This is a genomic window from Streptomyces sp. NBC_01116 (assembly GCF_041435495.1).
Classification (GTDB): domain Bacteria; phylum Actinomycetota; class Actinomycetes; order Streptomycetales; family Streptomycetaceae; genus Streptomyces.
In genome coordinates, this window is sequence record NZ_CP108644.1 from 1,615,844 (window position 1) to 1,636,219 (window position 20,376).

17 protein-coding genes are annotated in these 20,376 nt (G+C 71.9%); 3 read left to right on the forward strand and 14 right to left on the reverse strand.

Features of this window, described 5'->3' with window-relative positions; translation table 11 throughout:
* Window positions 1-15 precede the first annotated feature (15 nt).
* Together fxsB and OG245_RS06940 are read right to left on the reverse strand one after the other, a co-directional pair.
* A complete protein-coding gene (gene fxsB, locus OG245_RS06935; protein ID WP_371622661.1) occupies window positions 16-2,349 on the reverse strand; it encodes a radical SAM/SPASM protein FxsB, inactivated metallohydrolase extension form in 2,334 nt (777 codons plus the stop codon).
* Between the two features lie 540 nt (window positions 2,350-2,889).
* Window positions 2,890-3,588 carry a hypothetical protein gene (locus OG245_RS06940; protein ID WP_371622662.1) on the reverse strand — a complete coding sequence of 233 codons (699 nt, stop codon included), beginning with the start codon at window positions 3,586-3,588 and terminating at the stop codon, window positions 2,890-2,892.
* 300 nt (window positions 3,589-3,888) lie between these two features.
* On the opposite strand from OG245_RS06940, the gene OG245_RS06945 reads away from it, so the two are divergent.
* A complete protein-coding gene (locus OG245_RS06945; RefSeq protein ID WP_371622663.1) occupies window positions 3,889-4,815 on the forward strand; it encodes a DUF4231 domain-containing protein in 927 nt (308 codons plus the stop codon).
* A 150-nt stretch (window positions 4,816-4,965) separates the two neighbouring features.
* Here the strand turns inward: OG245_RS06945 and OG245_RS06950 are convergent, their stop codons facing one another.
* The 10 genes from OG245_RS06950 to OG245_RS06995 form a co-directional block, all read right to left on the reverse strand.
* Window positions 4,966-5,445: a hypothetical protein gene (locus tag OG245_RS06950; protein WP_371622664.1), complete on the reverse strand. Its 480-nt coding sequence runs from the start codon at window positions 5,443-5,445 to the stop codon at window positions 4,966-4,968.
* A 199-nt stretch (window positions 5,446-5,644) separates the two neighbouring features.
* Complete coding sequence (locus tag OG245_RS06955; RefSeq protein ID WP_371622665.1) at window positions 5,645-6,544, reverse strand: S1 family peptidase; 900 nt, start codon at window positions 6,542-6,544, stop codon at window positions 5,645-5,647.
* Between the two features lie 230 nt (window positions 6,545-6,774).
* Window positions 6,775-7,596 carry a DUF1684 domain-containing protein gene (locus OG245_RS06960; protein WP_371622666.1) on the reverse strand — a complete coding sequence of 274 codons (822 nt, stop codon included), beginning with the start codon at window positions 7,594-7,596 and terminating at the stop codon, window positions 6,775-6,777.
* 4 nt (window positions 7,597-7,600) lie between these two features.
* The gene (locus tag OG245_RS06965) at window positions 7,601-8,881 is read right to left on the reverse strand and encodes an NtaA/DmoA family FMN-dependent monooxygenase (protein ID WP_371627825.1); all 1,281 of its coding nucleotides are present in this window, start codon (window positions 8,879-8,881) and stop codon (window positions 7,601-7,603) included.
* 14 nt (window positions 8,882-8,895) lie between these two features.
* On the reverse strand, window positions 8,896-9,972 hold the full coding sequence (locus OG245_RS06970) for an LLM class flavin-dependent oxidoreductase (protein ID WP_371622667.1): 1,077 nt from the start codon (window positions 9,970-9,972) through the stop codon (window positions 8,896-8,898).
* Window positions 9,973-10,099: 127 nt separating this feature from the next.
* Window positions 10,100-11,074: an ABC transporter substrate-binding protein gene (locus OG245_RS06975; RefSeq protein ID WP_371622668.1), complete on the reverse strand. Its 975-nt coding sequence runs from the start codon at window positions 11,072-11,074 to the stop codon at window positions 10,100-10,102.
* Window positions 11,075-11,114: 40 nt separating this feature from the next.
* Window positions 11,115-11,867 (reverse strand): amino acid ABC transporter ATP-binding protein, encoded by a 753-nt coding sequence (locus tag OG245_RS06980; RefSeq protein WP_371627826.1) that lies wholly within the window; start codon window positions 11,865-11,867, stop codon window positions 11,115-11,117.
* A gap of 17 nt (window positions 11,868-11,884) precedes the next feature.
* On the reverse strand, window positions 11,885-12,802 hold the full coding sequence (locus tag OG245_RS06985; protein WP_371622669.1) for an amino acid ABC transporter permease: 918 nt from the start codon (window positions 12,800-12,802) through the stop codon (window positions 11,885-11,887).
* A gap of 58 nt (window positions 12,803-12,860) precedes the next feature.
* Complete coding sequence (locus tag OG245_RS06990) at window positions 12,861-14,702, reverse strand: FAD/NAD(P)-binding protein (RefSeq protein ID WP_371622670.1); 1,842 nt, start codon at window positions 14,700-14,702, stop codon at window positions 12,861-12,863.
* On the reverse strand, window positions 14,699-15,565 hold the full coding sequence (locus OG245_RS06995; protein WP_371622671.1) for an amino acid ABC transporter permease: 867 nt from the start codon (window positions 15,563-15,565) through the stop codon (window positions 14,699-14,701). The genes OG245_RS06990 and OG245_RS06995 overlap by 4 nt, the downstream gene beginning before the upstream one ends.
* A 540-nt stretch (window positions 15,566-16,105) precedes the next feature.
* Between OG245_RS06995 and OG245_RS07000 the strand changes: the two genes are divergently transcribed.
* Window positions 16,106-17,044 carry an ABC transporter substrate-binding protein gene (locus OG245_RS07000; protein ID WP_371622672.1) on the forward strand — a complete coding sequence of 313 codons (939 nt, stop codon included), beginning with the start codon at window positions 16,106-16,108 and terminating at the stop codon, window positions 17,042-17,044.
* A 30-nt stretch (window positions 17,045-17,074) separates the two neighbouring features.
* Here the strand turns inward: OG245_RS07000 and OG245_RS07005 are convergent, their stop codons facing one another.
* Window positions 17,075-18,301, reverse strand: a complete 1,227-nt coding sequence (locus OG245_RS07005; protein WP_371622673.1) for a DUF5685 family protein — start codon at window positions 18,299-18,301, stop codon at window positions 17,075-17,077.
* Window positions 18,302-18,609: 308 nt separating this feature from the next.
* Between OG245_RS07005 and OG245_RS07010 the strand changes: the two genes are divergently transcribed.
* Window positions 18,610-19,053: a cell division protein SepF gene (locus OG245_RS07010; protein WP_274345670.1), complete on the forward strand. Its 444-nt coding sequence runs from the start codon at window positions 18,610-18,612 to the stop codon at window positions 19,051-19,053.
* A 67-nt stretch (window positions 19,054-19,120) separates the two neighbouring features.
* Here OG245_RS07010 and OG245_RS07015 read toward each other — a convergent pair whose 3' ends face one another.
* On the reverse strand, window positions 19,121-20,341 hold the full coding sequence (locus OG245_RS07015; protein WP_371622674.1) for an acyl-CoA dehydrogenase family protein: 1,221 nt from the start codon (window positions 20,339-20,341) through the stop codon (window positions 19,121-19,123).
* Window positions 20,342-20,376 lie beyond the last annotated feature (35 nt).

The following is a 20,376-nucleotide window of genomic DNA, read 5'->3' on the forward strand; positions in this document are numbered from 1 at the left end:
CCCCCTGCCGTTCGGTCATTCGAACGTCACTTTCTGGTCAGAGGAAAGGACGTTCGGCGCCTGACCGGACGGCGGGAAGCTCCTGCCGCGATTTTTCTCGGCCGCGCTCCGTGTTCCGCTGATCTCCTTGCGGACAGCGGAGATCAGCTGTTTACCGTCGACCGTCACCTCCGCCGCGTTTTCGATCTTGTCGAGGGCTTCCGGAACACCCGTGAGGAAGCGGGGGTCGTATAGTCCGAGCCCCGCCCGTTCGAATGTCTCGGCCAGCAGGCGGGAGAACGTCACGTGTTCGTTCCCCCAAGGCGTTCGATGTTCCCAGGTACCGTCCAAGGCGTAAAGATCCGTCACTTCACCGAGCGCCCGCAGTTTCGCCCGCCGGAATCCGCTCAGCAGGCCGAGGGCCAGCTCGTTCGCCCCGGCCGTCGCCCCGACGCCGAGCGCGCCGGGCCCGTGGCGCCCGGGTTCGGCCGCGCCGCCGGCCAGCGGGGTCACCGTGGTGAGCGTCCGGGCCGCCTCGGCGGCCTGGTCGGGCACGGCGTCGGCCAGCAGCGACCAGGCGTCGCCGATCCGGTGCGCCCAGGCGGCCGCCTCCTCCGCTTCGAGGCGGTCGGCCGGGGGAGCGCCGAAGCAGTCACGGAAGGGGTCGAGGTCGTCCAGCAGGAGGCCGGGGGCCGGTGCCTGCCGCAGGACGCGCACGGGACGCCAGTGCGGGCCCTCGGGGTCCTCGCGCGCGACGCGCTGCTCCGCGCCCGGCGGGTCCTCCTGGCGGCGGACGAGGAATCCGTCGCCCCCGGCACGCACCACCGCCGTTCCCCGCTCCTCCGGGGAGCCGAGGACCACGGTGCCGAGGGTGGGCAGGTGCAGGCTTCCGTTCCGGTACGCCACCGGCACGGGCAGGTCGAGTCCGGCACGGACGGCGGCGGCGGCCACGGTGGCGCCGAGCCGTTCGGCGGCCGGCCCCGTCATGCCGCGGCCCGCTTCGACGTCCTCCAGGGCGCCGAGCAGCCAGGTGCGGGTGTAGGGGTGGGCGAGCACCTCGTCGAGCGCCTCGGCGCCCGGGGGGTCCGCCTCCACCGCCGCCGCGAGCCGCCAGGCCTCGTCCCAGAGGTCTCCGCCCCGCCCGTCGAGGGTGTCGTGGAGGACCGCGAGCAGGGTGCGCGTCAGGTCCAGGTGGGCGGCGAGCAGTTCGTCCGGCGCCCGGACGGCGGGTGACTCGGTGGTCGCGGCCGTACGCTCCTCGATGCCCCGGATCAGGGCGGCGAGGTCGGCGCAGTAGACGGACGGGTTGTCGAACCCGCCGCCCGGGCCGCCGCCGGAGCGGTACCGGTGGGTGTAGAGCCCGCCGCCGCACGAGCGCACGACGGGGCAGCGACGGCACGTCTCGCCGACTCCGGCCAGCCCGAGCTGCCGCGCCCGGACGCCGGGGTGGGCCGCGACCTCGTCGAAGGTGTTGTGGAAGACGTCGAACCCGGTGGTGGCGGCGCCCTCGTAGGCGCTCTTGAGCGAGTCGACCTGTTCCAGCGTCCCGTCGGTCTCGATGACGACGAGGTCGGTGGGGGCCAGACCGAGGGACTCGGTGAGGCTGGGGCCGCCGTTGAGGCTGGAGAGCACCGAGGCGAACATCCGGACCGGCATGGGACGGCCCTGGTCGCTCCAGCGGTCGAAGACCGTCAGGAGCCATTCGGCGTACGCGGTGGGCGAGCCGTCCGGGCGTGGCGGCGGTTCGTCCCAGGTGGCGTGCGGCAGCAGGAAGTCGACGAGCGGGGGTTCGAGCGCGGCGAGAGCGTCGTGCACGGCCGTCGGATCGTTGTGGATGTCGACCGTGCAGAGCAGGCCGAGGTCCAGATGGCGGTAGCGCTCCTCGCGGAGCAGTCCGACCGCTCGCATCACCATCGGGTGGCTGCTGCGTCCGTTGGCGAACAGGCGGTGGCGGTCGTTGGCCGCGCGGTCCCCGTCGAGCGAGATCCCGACCCGGACGTGGAACTCGTCGAACAGGTCGAGGTAACGGGGGCTGAGCTGGACGCCGTTGGTATGGATCCTGAGGTCCAGCTCAGCGATGCCGTTCAGAGCCGAGCCGAGCTCCTCGCAGACCCGTCGTAGTCGCGCGGGCCCCGCCAGGAGCGGTTCCCCGCCGTGCAGGATCACCGCGACGGAGGGAAGCGCATGAGTCCTCGCATGCTCGGCCAGGCGCCGGGCAGTCCAGGAAATCGCCTCGTCGGAGATGGTCCTCGGGCGGGTCGACCAGCTCTGATCTGCGTGTTCATAGACATAGCAGTGGTCACAGGCAAGATCACATCTGCTGTGCACTTTCAGAACGAATTCGCGGAAGGGGACCAGGGGTCCTGTCATTCCGCCATTCTAGTCACTGCTGACGCCTGCTCAGAGAGCCGAACTGAAAGTGGAAATCCGGGTCGGCCGGGCCGTTGCCGCACCGGAGACGCGGCTGAGCTTCCTGGCGGCTTCGGCGCTGCGGACGTCGGTCGCCGCGAGGGTTGCGCGGGTCTTCGCGGGAGCGAAGGCGGGGGTGTTTCCGTAGGTCTTCACGGCCGTCCTAGGGGGATCCTGAAGGGGTCTGTTTCCGGACATTGAAACGCCGCCGGATTGCGTGTCATCACACGGCCCGGCACGCGAACTTTACTACCGCGGGGACCCCTTCACCTGCCGGCGGAGGGCCTTCATCATCTGTGTTGTAAAAATTGAAACACGCCATCCGTTCGGCCGCCCGGGTGGGCGGGGAAACCGCCGCACGACCGGCGGGCCGAGGAGGCGCCTTCCCCGCCGCCGGCCGGTGCCGGTGGGAGGCGTCCCGCCGGCGGCGGAACCGCCCACGGACGTGCCGCGCACGCGAGTCGCGCGCCCCCCGCCGGGAGGCTCCAGCGGTGCGGCCGTTCACTCGTTCACCGGTCCCTCGCCGGGGACGCTGTGTCCGGCGCGGGCGCCGCGCACACAGTCCAGGACGCGTTCGTGGCTGTCGCCCACGACGTCCGTGACCCGCACCCGGATGTGGAGCGCGTCGACCAGCTCGACGCACCGCTGCGAGAACACCCCGACCGGCACCGTGTCGTAGTTCCCCGTGCCGACCAGCGGAAAGCCCGCCCCGAAGTCGATGAGCTGGTAGTCCCGCCCCACCGAGAGGCCGGCCGCCGCCAGGGTGGACACGACGTCCGGGACCGCTACCCAGGGCGCGCCCGCCCCACCGGACCCGCCGCGCAGCACCACGCGGCACTCCCAGCTCTCGACGACGGCGACGTGCTGGCCGCCGTTCAGTATCCCCACGCGCCACGCGGGCTCCCCCTCGGCGAGGAGCCCCTTGCGCCAGGAGCCGCGCGAGCCGAGGTAGGGATGGACCGTACGGGCGTACTGCGCCCGGGCCAGGACGGCGCCGGCCGCCACGGCCAGCAGGCTCCCGAGCGCCTCCGTGTCCAGCAGTCGCAGGCGCCAGGGCCAGTCGTCCCGGGAGCCGGGCGCGACATTGGCCCGCACGGCCTCCCACAACAGGATCAGGACCAGGACGGCGAGCAGCGCCAGCGGAGCGGTGAAGAGCAGCGGGCTGCGGCGGATCCGGCGCTGGCCGTCCTGGAGCGGCACAGCGTCGTCCGCCCCTCCGCCCCCGTTCCCCTCGATGGCCCCTCCCTCGCCCGGAGGTGATCGCACCCGTCGAAGAGGGCCACAACTCACCTGCTGCACCGTGCAGTTGACCAACCTTGCCACAGCCGCGCCGACCGAGGAAGAACGTCCGCACGGAAGTGGCCGAACCCCGTCGTGGCGGCCCCCCGGGGAGCCGGGACGGTCTTGTCGCCCCCGGCGCTCCCCCTTACTCTCGTGGCCCCGGGCGGGGCAGGCGCCACGACCGGCCGGGTCATACGACAACTGCAGACGGAGGCGTCCATGACGGCGTTGCCTGAGCCGCTGAGATCCATGGTCTTCAGGAACGATGACCTGCCGGCGCTGTTCCACCACACGGACGCGGTCGCCGTGGCCCGCCAGCGCGAGGCCGTGAACACCACCCGGGCGCAGCTCGCGCTGCTCGTGGCGGGCACGGTGCCCGCGGCGCTGCCGTGGCACACCGAGGACGGCCCGGCGGCCCGCGCCCTGTACGGCGCCGCGGTCCTGGCCTACCTGGGCGTGCTCTTCGCGACCTTCCTCGCCTCCCACCGCAAAGCAAAGTCGCACTGGCAACTGAACCGCTCCGCGGCCGAGTTCATCAAGTCCAACTGCTGGCGCTACGCGGTGCACGGCGCACCGTTCGACAGCTCGTCCGAGCACCCGGAGGCGCTGTTCGCCAATCGTCTGGAGGACGGCCTCCAGGAGTTGCGGAAAGTGGGCTGGGCCGACCCGCGCGAGGAACTGCCGGATTCCGGCGGCCTCATCACGGAGTCCATGCGCGCGTTACGGAACAAGGCCTACACGGTCCGCAAGGAGACGTACGTACGGGACCGGCTCATCGAACAGCGGCGCTGGTACCGCAGACGTCAGCAGGCCTCCCGGCGCGGGGCGGTCCTGTGGTCGGGCGCCATCGTCGCGCTGACGCTCCCGGCGCTGGCCCTGAGCGTGTTCCAGACCTTCGGAGTGGGGCGCTCGTTCGGGCTGACCGGGGCGTTCTCCGCTGCGGCGGCGGCCTGTCTCACCTGGAACGAGATGCGCCGGCACCATCCGCTGATCTCGGCGCACTCGCTGGTGGAGAAGGACCTGGAGTCGATGCAGGCCGCCATGGAGACCACCCTCACCGAGCGGCACTGGCCGGCGGCGGTGTTCGAGACCGAGCGGATCGTGTCGCCCGAGCACACCGACTGGCTGGTCAGACACCGCGTGTGAGCCGGAGAGGCCGCCGCACGGGGCCGGAAGCCCCTCCGTACAGCCTGTTCGGTGAGCGCCTCCCGTACGGACCGTTCGGTGAGCGCCGTCCTCCCGTACGGACCGTTCCGTGAGCGCCTCCCGTACGGACCGTTCGGCGAACGCCTCCGGTCAGCCGCGCAGCACTCCGTCGCGCCAGATCACGGTGACGGGGCGGCCCAGGGCGCGGGCGTACGTCACGATGTCGCCCGTGCCGCCGAGGCCCCGCGCCGGGAGGCCGTCCCAGACCGCGAGCAGCCGGTCGCAGTGGTCGGCGATGTAGGCGCCCGCCGCGTAGTACGCCTCGTCGGTGGAGTGCGGGAAGTCGAGCCGGACCTCCCGCACCGCGCGCCCCTTGAGCGTCCGGTAGCGGGCGAGGTCGACGGCGTTCTCGAAACAGTCCTCGTAGTCGCCGCTGGGGATCACGGCGGTCAGTTCGGCTCCGCAGGCGAGGGCGAGGTCGGCGAAGAGCTGGTCGGCGCCGACCGCCAGGCTGGAGAGTGCGTGCGTCGTGCCGTCGAGTCCGCACAGGGCGGCCCGCAGCCCCGCGAGCACATGGGCCTCGGCCTCGGCGGGGATGGAGCGGTGACCGGTCACTCCGATGCGATGCACGGATCTGCTACCCCCTTTGCCAGCGGAGCACGGCGGAGGGCGCGCCCGCCCCGTCGCTCCGCCCCCGTCGCCCCGTAGCGGCGACCCGTCGTGGCGACATCCTCTCAAGAGCTCCCCGGCGAACGGGAGCCCCCGTCCGGAATTCCGGACGGGGGCACGTATGTACGGACGGTTCCGTCACCGGCCGGTGTGGGACCGGTCAGTAGACGCTGACGCCGTACGCGCTCAGCGCCTCGGTGACCGGCTGGAAGAAGGTCGTTCCGCCGGAGGAGCAGTTGCCGCTGCCGCCGGAGGTGAGACCGATCGCCCGGGTGCCGGAGTAGAGCGGGCCGCCGGAGTCGCCGGGCTCGGCGCACACGTTGGTGCGGATCATGCCGTAGACGACGTCGCCGCCCCCGTAGTTGACGGTGGCGTTGAGTCCGGTGACCGAACCGCTGTGGGTGCCGGTGGTGGAGCCGCGGCGGGTGACGGCCATGCCGTTGGTGGCGTTGGCGGCGCTGGTGATGTCCTGGCCGCCGACGGTGCCGTCCTTGGGGATGGTGGTGTTGGTGTAGCGCACGATGCCGTAGTCGTTGTTCGGGAAGCTCGACCCGGAGGTCGTGCCGAGCACGGTGGTGCGGGCCGAGTTCGACCACCAGGTGGTCGCGCCGTCCGTGCAGTGGCCCGCGGTCAGGAAGTAGTAGGTGCTGCCGCTGCGGACGTTGAAGCCGAGGGAACAGCGTCCGGTGCTGGAGTAGATCGCGTCGCCGCCGGAGATCAGCTTGGTGAACTTGCCGGGGGTGCGCTCGATGCGCAGCGCGTCGGCGTTGGCTCCCGCCGACTTCTTGATCTGGTTGATCTCCGCCTTCGACACCGTGCTGTCGACGGTGACGACGAGGCGCTTGGACTGCGGGTCGATGTTCCAGGCGGTGCCCGCGATGTCGGCGCCGAGCACGGCGTCGCTCGCCGCGGTCAGCTGGTTGGCACTGAACGTCCGGGGGGCTTCGGCGTTCGCGGTGGGAATGGCCATCGCCGCGACGGCGGCGAGCCCCGCGAGTACGGCCGTGGTACGGACGCGTCTCGCCGTGTTCGAGCGGTTGCTGGTGCGCTTGATCCTCACGTCGGGTTCCTCCGAGGGGAATCGGGGGCCCTCCTGTGGGGTGGCGGGCCCGTGAGGCGCAGTCGGGGGCCTGTCCGGATTCCGGAGTTGCCGTGCCCCTGACAATCGCTGCCCGGAGTATCGAGGCGGCCGGACAGGGGGCGCAAGAATGCCTTTCGGCCACGTGGGTCACACACGCCTCCGGCCCCGGGAGCCGTGGGGCTGCCGGGGCCGGAGGCGCCTTGCGCGGGTCAGGCGTCGATCCGGTTCCGCTCCCCCGCAGGGACCGCCACGGGAAGCGTGTTGCCCGGGGGCGGGAAGGGGCAGATGAAGTGATCGGCGAAGGCGCACGGCGGCAGCAGCGCGCGGTTGAGGTCGACGCTGACGCTGCCGTCGGCGGCGGGCGCGCCGGGCCGCAGGAAACGGAAGCGGTAGCTGCCGTTCCCGCTGGTCGCGTCGGAGAAGACGGCCCACAGCGACCCGTCGGGTTCGACCGCGACCTGAAGCGTGTGCTCGTCGCCGTCGACCGTGAAGGCGATCTCCCCGCCGAGCCCGAGACCGCGCTCGACCCCGTCCGCGTTGGCCACCTGAACGGTCCGGTCCCCACCGTAGGGACGGAAGGTCCCCGGCAGTGCCCAGCGGGGGTCGTACGGGGTGGCCTCGATGGTCGAGAAGGCGTGCCGGGCCGGTGATCCCGGGTCGAAGTCCCGTACCGCCCACAGCCCTTCGCGGCGGAGCACCACGAGCCGCCGATCCCCCTGCGCCACCCGGGAGTCGTCGATCGGTCCGCGGTCCGCGCCGAGCACGACCTCGCCGGTCAGCGGCTTGCCGTCGACCACGAGGCCGTCCTCGGCGGCGGCCGTGAGGACCACCTCGTCGCCCCTCTCGCGCCAGTGCCCCGGCACGGCCGGAATTCGCCCTTCCGGGTAGTCGGAGAGCCAGTGGGTTCCGGTCAGGGAGAGAGGGCCGTACGGGGCGGCGACGGCGACGACGCGCCCTTCGTGCCACCGCTGCCAGTCCTGTGCGGCGTCCGGCCCGCCGCCCTGCTCCTGCTGCTGTGCGTCCGTGCTCATGCGGTCAACCTTTCCATACCGGCTCCGGCAGGCCGAGGTGCGACCGCAGGGTGGAGCCGGTGTATTCGGTGCGGAATGCTCCGCTCTCCTGGAGGAGCGGGACGACCCGGTCGACGAAGTCGTCCAGGCCGCTCGGGGTGAGATGGGGTACGAGGATGAAACCGTCGGCGGCCCGTTCGTCGACGAACGCGGTCAGCTCCGCCGCGACGGTCCGGGGCGAGCCGATGAACGACTGCCGGGTGGTCGTCTCGATGACCGTCTGCCTCAGGGACAGCCCCTTGGCCTCGGAGATCGCGCGCCAGCGGGCGACGATCGCGAAGGGGTCGCCGTGCCGGACCCGGCCCTGGGTGATCTCGGAGTCGGGGACGGGGTCGATGGCGGGGAGCGGCCCGTCGGGGTCGTACGCGGAGAGGTCGGTGCCCCAGATCTGCTCGGCGGTGAGGATCGCGTTCTGCGGCGAGACCTGCTGCCGGCGGATCCCGGCGGCGCGCTCCTGGGCCTCGGCGTCGGTGTCGCCGGTCACCACGGTGACGCCCGGCATGATCTTCAGGTCGCCGGGCTCCCTGCCGTACGCCGCGAGCCGCGCCTTGACGTCGGCGTAGAAGTCGCGGCCCGCCTCCAGGGTGCCGTGCCGGGTGAAGATGACGTCGGCGGCCGAGGCGGCGAACTCCCGGCCCTCGTCGGAGTCCCCGGCCTGGATGACCACCGGGTGGCCCTGCGGCGGGCGCGGGACGGTGAACTCCCCGGAGATCGCGAACTGCGGCCCCTCGTGGGCGAAGGGCCGTGACGTGCCGTCGGGCGTCCAGGAGTCCCACAGCTCGCGGGCGGTGGCGACGAACTCGGCGGCCCGGGTGTACCGGTCGGCCCGGTCCAGATAGCCGCCCCGGCGGAAGTTCTCCCCGGTGAAGGCGTCGGACGAGGTCACCACGTTCCAGGCGGCCCGGCCCGCGCTGAGGTGGTCGAGGGTGGCGAGCCGGCGGGCGAGTTCGTAGGGCTCGTTGAAGGTGGCGTTGACGGTGGCGGCGAGGCCGAGCCGGTCGGTGACGGCGGCCAGCGCGTTCAGCACGGTCAGCGACTCGGGCCGGCCGACCACGTCGAGGTCGTGGACGCGGCCGTTGTGCTCGCGCAGCCGCAGCCCTTCGGCGAGGAAGAAGAAGTCGAACTTCCCACGCTCGGCCGTCCTCGCCAGCTGCTCGAAGGAGGAGAAGTCGATCTGGCTGCGGGAGCGGGGATCGGCCCACACGGTGGTGTTGTTGACGCCGGGGAAATGGGCGGCGAGGTGCATCGGACGGGGCACGGTCAGACCTCCTTCGCGACGGCCCTGGCGGCGGCGTAGCGGCTCGCGGGACGCACGAGCCCCAGGTGTTCGCGCAGGGTGCCGCCGGGATGGAAGGTGCGGAAGAGGCTGCGGTGCTGGAGGAGGGCCACGGTGCCGTTGACGATCCTTTCGAGGTCGCGTTCGGGAGTGATGGGCGTGAGGTGGAAGCCGTCGGCCGCGCCCGCCCGGTGCCACTGGGCGATGAGGTCGGCGAGGTCGACCGGGCCGCCCCGGAAGTAGGTGCCGCGCCCGGCGAGCCGCGGCCCGCTCTCCAGACCGGGTTCCGGCGCGGTCTCCATGTCGCCGAGGTCGACGGTGAGGGCGACCAGGACCCGCAGTGCCCCGGGGTCGCGCCCGTGGGCGGCTGCCTTGGCCCGCACCTCGTCGCGGACGGCGGCCGCCTGCTCGGGTGTGGTGGCCCGGATGTGGACGACGTCGGCGTGCCGGGCGGCCGCCTCGCGGGCCGGGCCGGTGGTGGCGTCGATGACGGTGACGGGACGGCCCTGCGGCGGGCGCGGCACGATGGCGGGGCCCCGTACGGAGAAGGTGGCGCCCTCGAAGTCGACGTAGTGCAGTTTGTCCCGGTCGATGAAGCGGCCGGTGGCGGTGTCCCTGATCTCGGCGTCGTCCTCCCAGCTGTCCCACAGCCGCCCGGAGACGTCGGCCACTTCCCCGGCCTCCTGCCACAGGGCGGCGGGCGGTGCCGCGGTGCGTCTGCCGAAGAGCCGTGCCTCCGCCTCGGTGGTGGAGACGTCCGCGCTCCAGCCGGCGCGGCCCCGGCTCACCCAGTCCAGGGTGGCGACGGCGGAGGAGACGTGGAAGGGCTCGGTGTGGGTGGTGGTGACGGTCGGGACGAGGCCGATGCGGTCGGTGGCGGGCGCGACGCGGGCCAGGACGGCGAGCGCGTCGAGTCCGGGGCGGGCGAACGAGTCGCCGAGGGTGACGTAGTCGAGCGCGCCGTCCTCGGCGAGCCGGGCGAGCCGGAGGTAGTGCCCGGCGTCGTAGTGCGGCGGGCCGCCGATCTCGGCGGCCAGGTGGAGGGATGTACGTGCGGACATGCGGGGACCTCTCGGGTCGACGGTCGGTCGGGGCTGCGCGAGGCCGTTCACCGTTGCCCCTGCCGCTCCCCGGCCGCACGCCGGACGGGGCGCGCGGCCGGGGTGGCGGGCCCGGTGGGCCCCGGCGTCAGCTCTTCGTCTTCGGCAGGCCGGGCGGGTTGATCTCCGACTTCTCCACGGCCTCGCCGCTGAGCCCCCAGCGCTCCAGGACCTTGGCGTACGAGCCGTCCTCGACGATGTGGTCGATCGCGGCGGCGTACGCCTCGACCAGGCCACTGCCCTTCTTGGTGGTGGCGGCGATCTTGCCCTGGAGGCCGCCGCCGGCTCCGGAGATCTGTCCGGCGATCTCGCTCTGGCCGGACGTCGCCACGTGGTAGGCGGCGGACGGGCTCGGGCCGAGGTGGGCGTCGATGCGGCCCGACTGGAGGGGGAGGTAGTAGTCGTTCTCCTTCTGGAAGTACTTGATCTCCACGGGCTCGCGCCCGGCCTTGACGTTCTCCTCGCTCCACTCGACGAGGATCTTCTCCTGGTTGGTGCCGGAGGAGACCGAGATCGTCTTGCCGGCGACGTCGGCGGGGCCCTTCACCTTCCAGCCGGAGCCCTTCTTCGCCTCGAAGGCGATGTTGTCGAGCCGGTAGGTGGCGAAGTCGTACTTCTCCTTGCGCTCCTCGGTCACGGTGACGTTGGAGAGGACCCCGTCGAACTTGGAGCTGTCCAGGCCGACGAAGAGGTTCTCCCAGGAGACCTGCTCGAACTCCGGCTTCAGACCGAGGGTGTCGGCGACGAGGGTGGCGATGTCGATCTCGGAACCGATCCGGGTCTTGTCGTCGGTGGCGTAGAAGCCGAGCGGCGGCACGGCGTCCGCGCTGGCCCCGAACCTCAGCGTGCCGCGCTCGCGGATCGCCTCGGGGACGAGTGCGGCGACGGCGTCGGCCTTCTTGCCCCTGAGGCGGTCCTGGTCGGGGCTGGTGTTGATCCCGGTGTCCTTCTTGTCCTTGGACGCCGCCACGTCGGCGGAGACGTCGGGGTCGCCGCAGGCGGTGAGCAGTCCGATGGCGGTGAGTGTGGCGAGGGCGGCGGTGATGCTGCGGCGGATGGACACCTGCGTACTCCTTGCGGATGAGCGATGCATGGGGGTTGTGTCAGAGAACCTTGGAGAGGAACGCCCGGGTGCGCTCCTGGGTGGGGCGGTCCAGCAGGTCGGCGGGCGGGCCCTGCTCGACGATGCGGCCCTCGTCCATGAAGACGACGGTGTCGGCGACCTCGCGGGCGAAGCCGATCTCATGGGTGACGACGATCATCGTGGTGCCGCCGTGCGCCAGGTCCTTGATGACGTCGAGGACCTCGCCGACGAGTTCCGGGTCCAGTGCGGACGTCGGCTCGTCGAAGAGCAGGAGCTTGGGCTCCAGCGCCAGGGCGCGGGCGATGGCGACGCGCTGCTGCTGGCCGCCGGAGAGCTGTCCGGGGTAGGCCGCCGCCTTCTCGGCGAGTCCGACCCGCTCCAGCAGCTTCTCCGCCGCCGCGACGGCCTCCTTGCGGGGGCGGCGCAGCGCGGAGACGGGCGCCTCGATGATGTTCTCCAGCACGGTGAGGTGCGGGAAGAGGTTGAAGTTCTGGAAGACGAAGCCGATCTTGGTGCGCTGGCGCAGCACCTCGCGCTCGCGCAGCTCGTAGAGCTTGTCGCCGTCCCTGCGGTAGCCGACCAGGGTGCCGTCCACGCTGATCCAGCCCTGGTCGACCTTCTCCAGGTGGTTGATGGTGCGCAGCAGGGTGGACTTGCCGGAGCCGGAGGGGCCGAGGACGACGGTGACCTCGCCGGGCCGCACCGAGAGGTCGATGCCGCGCAGCACCTCCAGGGAGCCGAAGCTCTTGTGCACGGAGCGGATCTCGACCATGGCATCGCTGGGTGCGCTCATCGCACGGCCCCCTTGGCGTAGTGACGTTCGACGTAGTACTGGACGATCGAGAGGGCGGTGGTCAGGAGGATGTACCAGGCGGTGGCGACCATCAGCAGCGGGACGACCCGGCCGCTGCGGCCGTAGACGACCTGGACCTGGTAGAAGAGCTCGCCGATCGCCATGACGGAGACGATCGAGGTGCCCTTGAACAGCGAGATGATCTCGTTGGCCGCGTTGGGCAGGATGGAGCGCATCGCCTGCGGGAGCACGATCCGCCGCAGCTGCCGGAGCTTGGGGATGCCGAGGGCGGAGGCGGCCTCCAACTGGCCTCCGCCGACGGCCAGTACGCCGCCGCGCACGATCTCCGCCGCGTACGCCGCCTGGTGCAGCGCGAGGCCCAGGACGGCCGCGCTGACCGCGCCGACCAGGTTCATCGTGTCGAAGGTGAAGAGGCCCGGCCCGAACGGGATGCCGAACTGCAACTCCTTGTAGAGGTAGGCGAGGTTGAACCAGAACAGCAGTTGCACGATGAGCGGGATCGAGCGGAACGCCCAGATGTAGCCGTACGCGACCGTCCTCAGGAACGGACTGGCCGACAGCCGCATGAACGCCAGCACGATGCCGAGCGCGAAGCCGAGGACCGTGCCGTAGAAGGTCAGTTGGAGGGTGAGCCAGACCGCCTTGAGGATGACCGGAGCGGCGAAGAACTGCGCGAAGACGTCCCACTCCCAGCCGGGGTTGGTGACCAGCCCGTTGACGAACTGGGCGATCAGGACGGCGGTCACGGCGACGGCGACCCAGCGCCAGGGGTGGCGGGCCGGGACGACCGTCAGCTCTCCGTGGTCGGTGCCGGGGTCGGCGACTTTCGGAGCGGGTGGACCGTCGGGGGTCCCGGCGGATGGATCGATGGGTGGATCGCTGGTCAGCGACATGAGTGGAGTCCTTGGGCGCGGAGGCGGCGGTGGTACGGGAAGGGGTGCGGGCGGCCGGTCAGGAGGCGAGGCGGCCGCGACAGGAGAGGTCGCGAAGGAACGTGAGCGCGGCGCGCGCGGCGGCGTCGTTCTGCCGGAAGGCGGGGCCGCCGGTACGGGGCCGGGTGAACGCGCCGCTGCTGCGGGCGGTGGTGAAAGGGCCCAGCGCGAAGCGGCGCGGGTGCGGGCGGCCGGCGCCGTCCAGCACCCGGCTGTCGGCCGGGTCCACGGAGAGCAGCCCGGTGTCGGTGACGGCGGCCCCGTCGTCGCGCAGGGAGCGCAGCAGGGGGCTCGCGGTGTGCTGGAGCGAAGGGTCGGGGAGGCGGGCCTCGACCAGGGCGCGGGCCTCGGTGTGCGCCCCGGGGACGGTGGTGCCGGTGGCCCGGAAGACACCGTGCTCCTCGTCGGTCTCCACGGTCAGGCCGGCGCCGAGGAAGCGGACGACGCCGGCCCGGGAGAGGGCCAGGAGCTGGTGGAGGCGCGGTCCCGGCGGCCCGGAGGCCAGGTAGCTGAAGAACCCGTGCCACCAGTCGCCGATGTCGCCGAGCCGGACGAGCTGGGCGTAGGCGGAGAGCAGCCCGAGGAAGACCGCGAGATCCTCGCTGCGCCCCGGGTCGTGACGACGGGTCAGGTCGGCGGTGATGTAGGCGCGCAGCGCTTCCTGGAGCGCCTCGGGCGAGGCGTGGCGGATGCCTTCCAGGGGCCGGTCCAGGGCGTCCAGGTCGAGCCGGTCGGCAGGGTCGGGCACGGCCCCGGCGACGATCCCGGCCAGTTCGGGGCTGCCCGGGTCGGCGGCGGCGTACTTCTCGGCGAAGACCTCGTGGGCCAGGGCGGTGCGCTCGGGGTGGGCGGTGAACAGCCGGTGGTAGTGGGCGTGGCCCAGCTCCTTCGCGACCACGGGCCAGACATCGCGGCGGAAGTCGAGCGGTCCCGGCCTGCTCAGCAGCTCCTCGGTCCACGCCTGCCCCGCGTGGAGCGGCAGCGGCGGGCGTTCGCCGGTCCAGCCGTAGCCGATCTTCGCGTGGTACGGGACGCCGCGCCGCGATCCGACGTACAGCACGGGCTCACGGCCCGACGGCAGGTAGACCCCGTTCTCGTGGCGCCCGCCGCGCCCTTCGGTGAGCAGGACCATCAGATCGATGAAGGCGAGCCCGAAGCCCCGGACGATGACCGCCTCCCCGGGGCGCAGGGCGTCGAGATCGCTGTCGGCGGTGAAGTCGGGCGGCAGATGGACCAGGTCGTGCCGCCGGGCGAAGGCGCCGAGCCGCTCCTGCTCGGGCTCCTCCTCGGCGTCGAGGTGGCCCACGGTCAGGACGACGAGATCGGCGGTGAGGGGTTCGGCGCGGTCCTGGAGCCGGACGCGCTGACGGCCGCCGCGGGGGCCGGTGACGGCCAGGGCGGTGGTGCGGTGCTCGTGCACGGTGATGCCGGGCGGCAGAGCGGCCAGGGCGCGGTCGTAGGTCCAGCGCAGATAGGCGCTCTGGAGGCGCCGGGTGGGGAAGTCCGCTCCGGCGAGGCCGTGTATCTCGGCCAGGACGGCCGGATCCGCGTCCGGGACGACCCGGCCCGCGCGGACCTCCTCGGCCCAGGCGTCCAGGGCCGGGCCCGCCACGACGGGCCCGGCCAGCTCCACCGTCTCGTCGGTGAACATGGTGACGTCCTCGGCCATGGAGTTCATCCACAGCAGCGGCGACTGGTCGGGCCGCCAGATCCGTCCGCCGCCCGCCGGGTAGGGGTCGACCAGATGGATGTCCAGGCGCTGGTTCCCGTACAGCTCACCGGCGTTGGCGGCGATGCGCTCGATGACGCCGGTGCCGCGGGGGCCGCCGCCGATCACCACGACGCTGGGTGCGGAGGTCATCGCGCACCCGCTGTGCCACGGGCGTAGTACCGCTCCACATAGCGCTGGCCGATGCTCAGCAGCGTGGTGACGATCGCGTACCAGAGCGTGGCGACGAGCAGCAGCGGGATGACCTGGTAGGTGCGGTGGTAGACGAGCTGGACGGAGTACAGCAGGTCCTGCACGGCGATGATGCTGACGATGGAGGTGCCCTTGAGCGTGCCGATCAGCATGTTCCCGGCCGGCGGCACGATGGACCGCATCGCCTGCGGCAGCACGATGCGCCGGAACCGCCGCCAGGGGCCGAGCCCGAGGGACTGCGCTGCCTCCACCTGGCCGCGCTCGACGGAGAGGATCCCGCCGCGCACCACCTCGGCGGCGTACGCGGCCTCGTGGAGGGTCAGTCCGATGACGGCGATGGTGACCGGGCCGAGGAGGCTGACCGTGGAGACGCCGAGGATCTGCGGGTACAGGGCGCCGATGTTGAACCAGAACAGCAGCTGGACCAGGATCGGGGTGGACCGGAAGAGCCAGACGTATCCCCAACCGACCGCCTGGAGAACGGGGTTGCCGGAGAGGCGCAGGACCGCGAGGACCGCTCCCAGCACGAAGCCGAGCACCACGACCACCGCGGTGAGCCAGAGGGTGAGCCAGAGTCCGCGCAGGACGGGGACGGTGGCGAAGTAGGAGAGCACGACGTCCCACTGGAACGCGTCGTTGCGGACGACCGAGTTCAGCGCCAGCGCGAGCAGCACGAGGACGGCGACAGCCGCTGTCCAGCGGCCTGTTCGGCGTACGGGAACGATGCGCGGGACCGCGTCGACGTCGTCCTTGACGAGCGGCCGTGAGGAGGGAGGGGGCAGCGAGACGGTCTGCGGGGGCATGCGGGAGCTCCGTGGATGCTCAGATCGAACACGGGGCGTGCCTTCACACCGGAAACCACACATGGGCCGGGCCCCTCAGCGCCGGTCCGCCTCCGAGATAAGCGGCGTGCGGCGGGAGTTGTCAAGCCTGTCCACACTGTGAGCCGTACATCTCACCTCGGTTGACGCGCACTCGGATGCCTGTTCAACTTGGCCCATGCATCCGCAGCAGTGGCTGGTCACCCGCTCCCACATCGACTTCGGTCGCGTGTGGTCCTCTTCCTGTTGAGCTGACCCTCTGCTGTCCGGTTCCACCCGCTCACGCCTGTTCTTCCGGCGTTCGAGCCCCGTTCCCCGTGTGACTTCACCTTCACCACACCGCGTCGCCCTCCCCTCGCTCCGCTGAACGCTTCTGTCACCGCTCTGTCGTCACTCTTCCGACGTCACTCCTCTGTCGCGTTTCCCCGTCGCCATTTTCCTTGCCACTCCTCGCCCGCCCCCTCCGTGCCGCCGCGGCCCGGGGGTGGTCGGCCTCCCTGACGAACCCGGAGAAGCACCGCCATGTCCCGATCCCGACATACCGCCCTGTTCACCCTGATCACCGTGGCCGCGCTGACGCTCACCGCCTGCGCGGAGCCGGCCGACCCGGCGGGCGGCGGCTCCGACAAGGGCGTCACCAAGGGAAAGACCCCGACGGCGGATGTCGTCTCGAAGGTCCGCAAGGACGAGGCCGCGGCGAAGCTGCTGCCCGCCGGGGTCCGCGAGGCGGGCACCCTGCGGATCGCCTCGTCCGTCGGCACTCCGCCCGGGGCGTTCTACGAGAAGGACGGCTCCACCCCGGCCGGCGCGGACATCGACTTCGCGGACGCGGCGGCCCGGGTGCTGGGGCTGGAGCTGAAGCGCGAGGTGGCGTCGTTCGAGGCGATCCTGCCGGCGCTCGGCAGCGGCAAGTACGACCTGGGCACGGGGAACTTCGGCGTCACCGACGAACGCCGCAAGACCATCGACTTCGTCACCTACATCAACGACGGGCAGGGCTTCGCGGTCCGCGAGGACAGCGAGCTGAAGAAGGTCACCGACCTCACCCAGCTGTGCGGGCTGGACGTGGCCACCGGGGCGGGCACCACCTTCGAGGTGACGCTCCAGGAGAATCTGCCCCGGTGCGCGGAGGCGGGCAAGAAGCCGTACAACGTCAAGACCTACGCCGACCAGGCGGCCGTCTGGATCTCGCTCCAGCAGAACCGCACCGATGTGGTGATGTCCACCATCAACGGGCTGCGCTACGCGGTGAGCCAGCAGGAGGGCCTGCGCTTCCTCAACGAGTTCAAACGGCTCGACGTGGGCTTCGCCTTCAAGAAGGGCACCCCGCTGGCCCCCGCCTTCCAGGCCGCCGTCAACCGGCTCAAGGAGGACGGGACCTACGACCGGATCCTGAAGAAGTGGGGCACCTCCGAGTCCGCGATCGAGACGTCCGAGATCTCGCCGCCCGAGCTGAAGTGACCTGACACCGGCCCGGCGGCGCCCGGCCGCTCAGCAGTCGCAGCCGCAGGAGTCCCCGCAACAGCAGCAGCCCTCGCCGCACTGGCCGCAGCAGTTGCATGCCTCGCAGCAGTCGCCGCAGCTCTGGCACGGCGACTGCCGCTGCTCCCGGCTCCAGGGGTCCTCGAAGCTGCCGCAGCACATCTGGCAGGTGCAGGCGAGCCCGGCCCAGACCAGGCATCCGGCGATCAGCCCGCGCCGCTCGCGGGGCGGGCGCGGCGGAGGCGGGGCGGCCGGGCCGCCGGGCGGCGGACCGTAGGGGTGGCCAGGGGTCGGTCCGTACGGGTTTCCGGGCGGCGGGCCGAAGGAGCGGTCGGGCAGCACCAGCCCCTGGTGCCCCTGGCCCTCCTGGTGCGAGCAGGACGACGTGCCGAAGGCCCGGTCGACCGAGCGCCGCAGCTCATGGGCGAGCAGGACGTGGACGAGCGTGCCGTCGGTGAACTCCGCCTCCCGCAGCGCGAGCCGCACACCGTGCAGCGCGTCGTCGCAGAGCCGGCGCGCCTCGGAGAGCGGGGTGCCGGTGGCGGTGAGCGGGTTCCAGGCGCCCGACGCGGCGTCGGCCTCCCGGTCCTCCACGGCGTCCAGGAGATGGGCGAGCCGCCCGAAGAGCCGGCCGGCCTCCGCGAGCGGCGCGGCGTTCTGCGGCTTCCCGGCGAGGTGCGCGGTGTGCGCGAAGGCGGCGGCGGTGGCGGTCTCGGTCGGTTCGGTGACCGTCAGCAGCGGGGTGCCGGGCCCGGCGAGCGTCTCGATCCCGGTCTGCCGGTCGACCGCGTCGACCAGGAGGGCGGTGTCGAAGCCGAGGGCCGCCCCGGTCCGCGCCCCCGCCCGGTCCCACCCGGCGGCCACCCGGCGCGCGGCGGCGGCGACCGGGCGGCGGGCCAACAGCCCGTCCCGGTCGGCGACGTGGTCCCGGACCTTGGCCGAGGCGAGGACGAGCGAGACGGCCGCGGCGAGCCGCGCCCCTTCCCCCATGGCGACCGGGGCGGTACGCATGGCGCGCAGCGGGCACGGTCCCGCGGTGCGCCGGCCTCCGGGCGTGCGCCCCGCCTGAGCCTCCGTCAGGACAGAGACGATCAGTCCGTCATAGTTCGTGACGATACGGGCGAACTGTCCGTGATCCGCCCTCAGGGCCAGGCACAGACCGCAGAGATGGGCCATCCACTCGACCCTGAGGCCTTCGGAGAGCCGATGGGTACAGGGCCTGACGATTCCGAACACGACGATCCCCCGTGAGCCGTTGAGCCGGTGCGCGACGCTCGCGCACCGGAGCGTCGTGCATCGTATCGAGTGCACCGTTCACCCGTACGTCCCCCGGATCACCCGTACGGCCGGAGCATCATATTTTCCTTCTACAAGCCCTCTTGCGCAGGGCGAACCCTGACGAATCGCCACATCTTCTGCACCAGTAACGTCACGAATCGCCTGTGGGCCGACTATCCACTTGGCGCGGTATCCGCATCATGGTCGACCATAGGGATACGAAAGAGATGCGGAACACCAAGGAACCGCGGTGAGAGGAGGCGTCCATGGGATCGGTGCGCAAGGCGAGTGCCTGGCTGGGCCTCGTAGAGGACAACGACGAGCGGTACTACGACGACGAGTACGCCGAGGGTGCGGAGACCGGTACGGGCAACCAGGCCTGGGTCACCGACCCGCGGGTGCAGGTGGCCGCGGAGACGGCCGAGGAGCAGGACCGCCGGATCGCGACGGTGACCCCGGACAGCTTCCGGGACGCACGGGCCATCGGTGAGCTGTTCCGGGACGGCGTCCCGGTGATCGTCAACCTCACGGCCATGGACCCCGCCGACGCCAAGCGCGTGGTGGACTTCGCCGCCGGGCTGATCTTCGGTCTGCGCGGCTCGATCGACCGGGTGGCCACCCGGGTCTTCCTGCTGTCCCCCGCCGACACCCAGGTGGTCGCGGGCGAAGCCGCCGGCCGCAAGGCCGGCGGCTTCTTCAACCAGAGCTGAGCAGGGCGCTCGCCGGAAGGATCCGGTCAACGCATCCGGCCGGCGCGCGCGTACCGGCGCGTCCCGTTCACCGGAAGGCGTCGAGACCGGTGAGCGCCTTGCCCAGTACCAGCTGGTGCATCTCCACGGTCCCCTCGTAGGTGAGCACCGACTCCAGATTCGTGGCGTGCCGCATCACCGGGTACTCCAGCGAGATCCCGTTGGCCCCGAGGATCGTGCGCGAGGTGCGGCAGATCTCGATCGCCTCCCGCACGTTGTTGAGCTTGCCGAAACTGACCTGCTCCGGCCGGAGCCTGCCCGCGTCCATGCGGCGGCCCAGGTGGTGGGCGAGCAGGATGCCCTTGTGCAGCTCCAGGGCCATGTCCGCCAGCTTGGCCTGGGTGAGCTGGAAACCGCCGATCGGCCGGCCGAACTGCTCCCGGCTCCTCGCGTAGTCGAGGGCCGACTCGAAGCTGGCCCGCGCCGCGCCCATGGCGCCCCAGACGATGCCGTAGCGCGCGTGGCTCAGACAGCTCAGCGGGCCGCGCAGCCCGCTCGCGTCCGGCAGCACCGCGTCGGCGGGCAGCCGCACCCCGTCCATGACCAGCTCGCTGGTGACCGAGGCGCGCAGTGACCACTTGTGCCGGATCTCCGGGGCGGAGAAGCCGGGAGCGTCGGCCGGCACGACGAATCCCCGGATGCCCCGCCCGTCCTCGCCCTCGTCGGTCTGCGCCCAGACGACGGCGACCCCGGCGACCGAGCCGTTGGTGATCCACATCTTGCGGCCGGTGAGGATCCAGTCCTCGCCGTCGCGCTTGGCGTACGTCCGCATCCCGGCCGGGTCGGAGCCGTGGTCGGGCTCGGTCAGGCCGAAGCAGCCGATGATCTCGCCGGACGCCATGCCGGGCAGCCACCGCTGCTTCTGCTCCTCGGAGCCGAAGCGGTGGATCGCGTACATCGCGAGCGATCCCTGTACGGAGACGAGTGAGCGGATCCCGGAGTCGGCGGCCTCCAGCTCCAGGCAGGCGAGCCCGTACTGGACGGCGCTCGCCCCGGCGCAGCCGTACCCGTCCAGTGACATGCCGAGCGCGCCGAGCGCGCCGAGCTCCCGGGCCAGCTCCCTGATTCCGGGCAGCTCGCCCTTCTCGTACCACTCGGCGATGTGCGGCAGGACGCGGTCGGTGGCCCAGGTGCGGACGGTGTCGCGGATCGCGAGGTCGTCCGGGCCGAGCAGGTCGTCGATGCCGAGGGGATCCGACGCGTCGAACGGCGGGAGCTTCAACGGCTTCGCGGACTCGGTGCTGGACATGAGGGTGCCTCCGGCGGCTCGCACGGTGCTCGGAG

Excerpts from the sequence above, each read along its gene's own strand:
- fxsB (WP_371622661.1), bottom strand. The coding sequence starts at position 2,349 with ATGACAGGACCCCTGGTCCCCTTCCGCGAATTCGTTCTGAAAGTGCAC.
- OG245_RS06945 (WP_371622663.1), top strand. The coding sequence starts at position 3,889 with ATGACGGCGTTGCCTGAGCCGCTGAGATCCATGGTCTTCAGGAACGAT.
- OG245_RS06960 (WP_371622666.1), bottom strand. The coding sequence starts at position 7,596 with ATGAGCACGGACGCACAGCAGCAGGAGCAGGGCGGCGGGCCGGACGCC.
- OG245_RS06965 (WP_371627825.1), bottom strand. The coding sequence starts at position 8,881 with ATGCACCTCGCCGCCCATTTCCCCGGCGTCAACAACACCACCGTGTGG.
- OG245_RS06970 (WP_371622667.1), bottom strand. The coding sequence starts at position 9,972 with ATGTCCGCACGTACATCCCTCCACCTGGCCGCCGAGATCGGCGGCCCG.
- OG245_RS06980 (WP_371627826.1), bottom strand. The coding sequence starts at position 11,867 with ATGGTCGAGATCCGCTCCGTGCACAAGAGCTTCGGCTCCCTGGAGGTG.
- OG245_RS06985 (WP_371622669.1), bottom strand. The coding sequence starts at position 12,802 with ATGTCGCTGACCAGCGATCCACCCATCGATCCATCCGCCGGGACCCCC.
- OG245_RS06990 (WP_371622670.1), bottom strand. The coding sequence starts at position 14,702 with ATGACCTCCGCACCCAGCGTCGTGGTGATCGGCGGCGGCCCCCGCGGC.
- OG245_RS06995 (WP_371622671.1), bottom strand. The coding sequence starts at position 15,565 with ATGCCCCCGCAGACCGTCTCGCTGCCCCCTCCCTCCTCACGGCCGCTC.
- OG245_RS07000 (WP_371622672.1), top strand. The coding sequence starts at position 16,106 with ATGTCCCGATCCCGACATACCGCCCTGTTCACCCTGATCACCGTGGCC.
- OG245_RS07010 (WP_274345670.1), top strand. The coding sequence starts at position 18,610 with ATGGGATCGGTGCGCAAGGCGAGTGCCTGGCTGGGCCTCGTAGAGGAC.
- OG245_RS07015 (WP_371622674.1), bottom strand. The coding sequence starts at position 20,341 with ATGTCCAGCACCGAGTCCGCGAAGCCGTTGAAGCTCCCGCCGTTCGAC.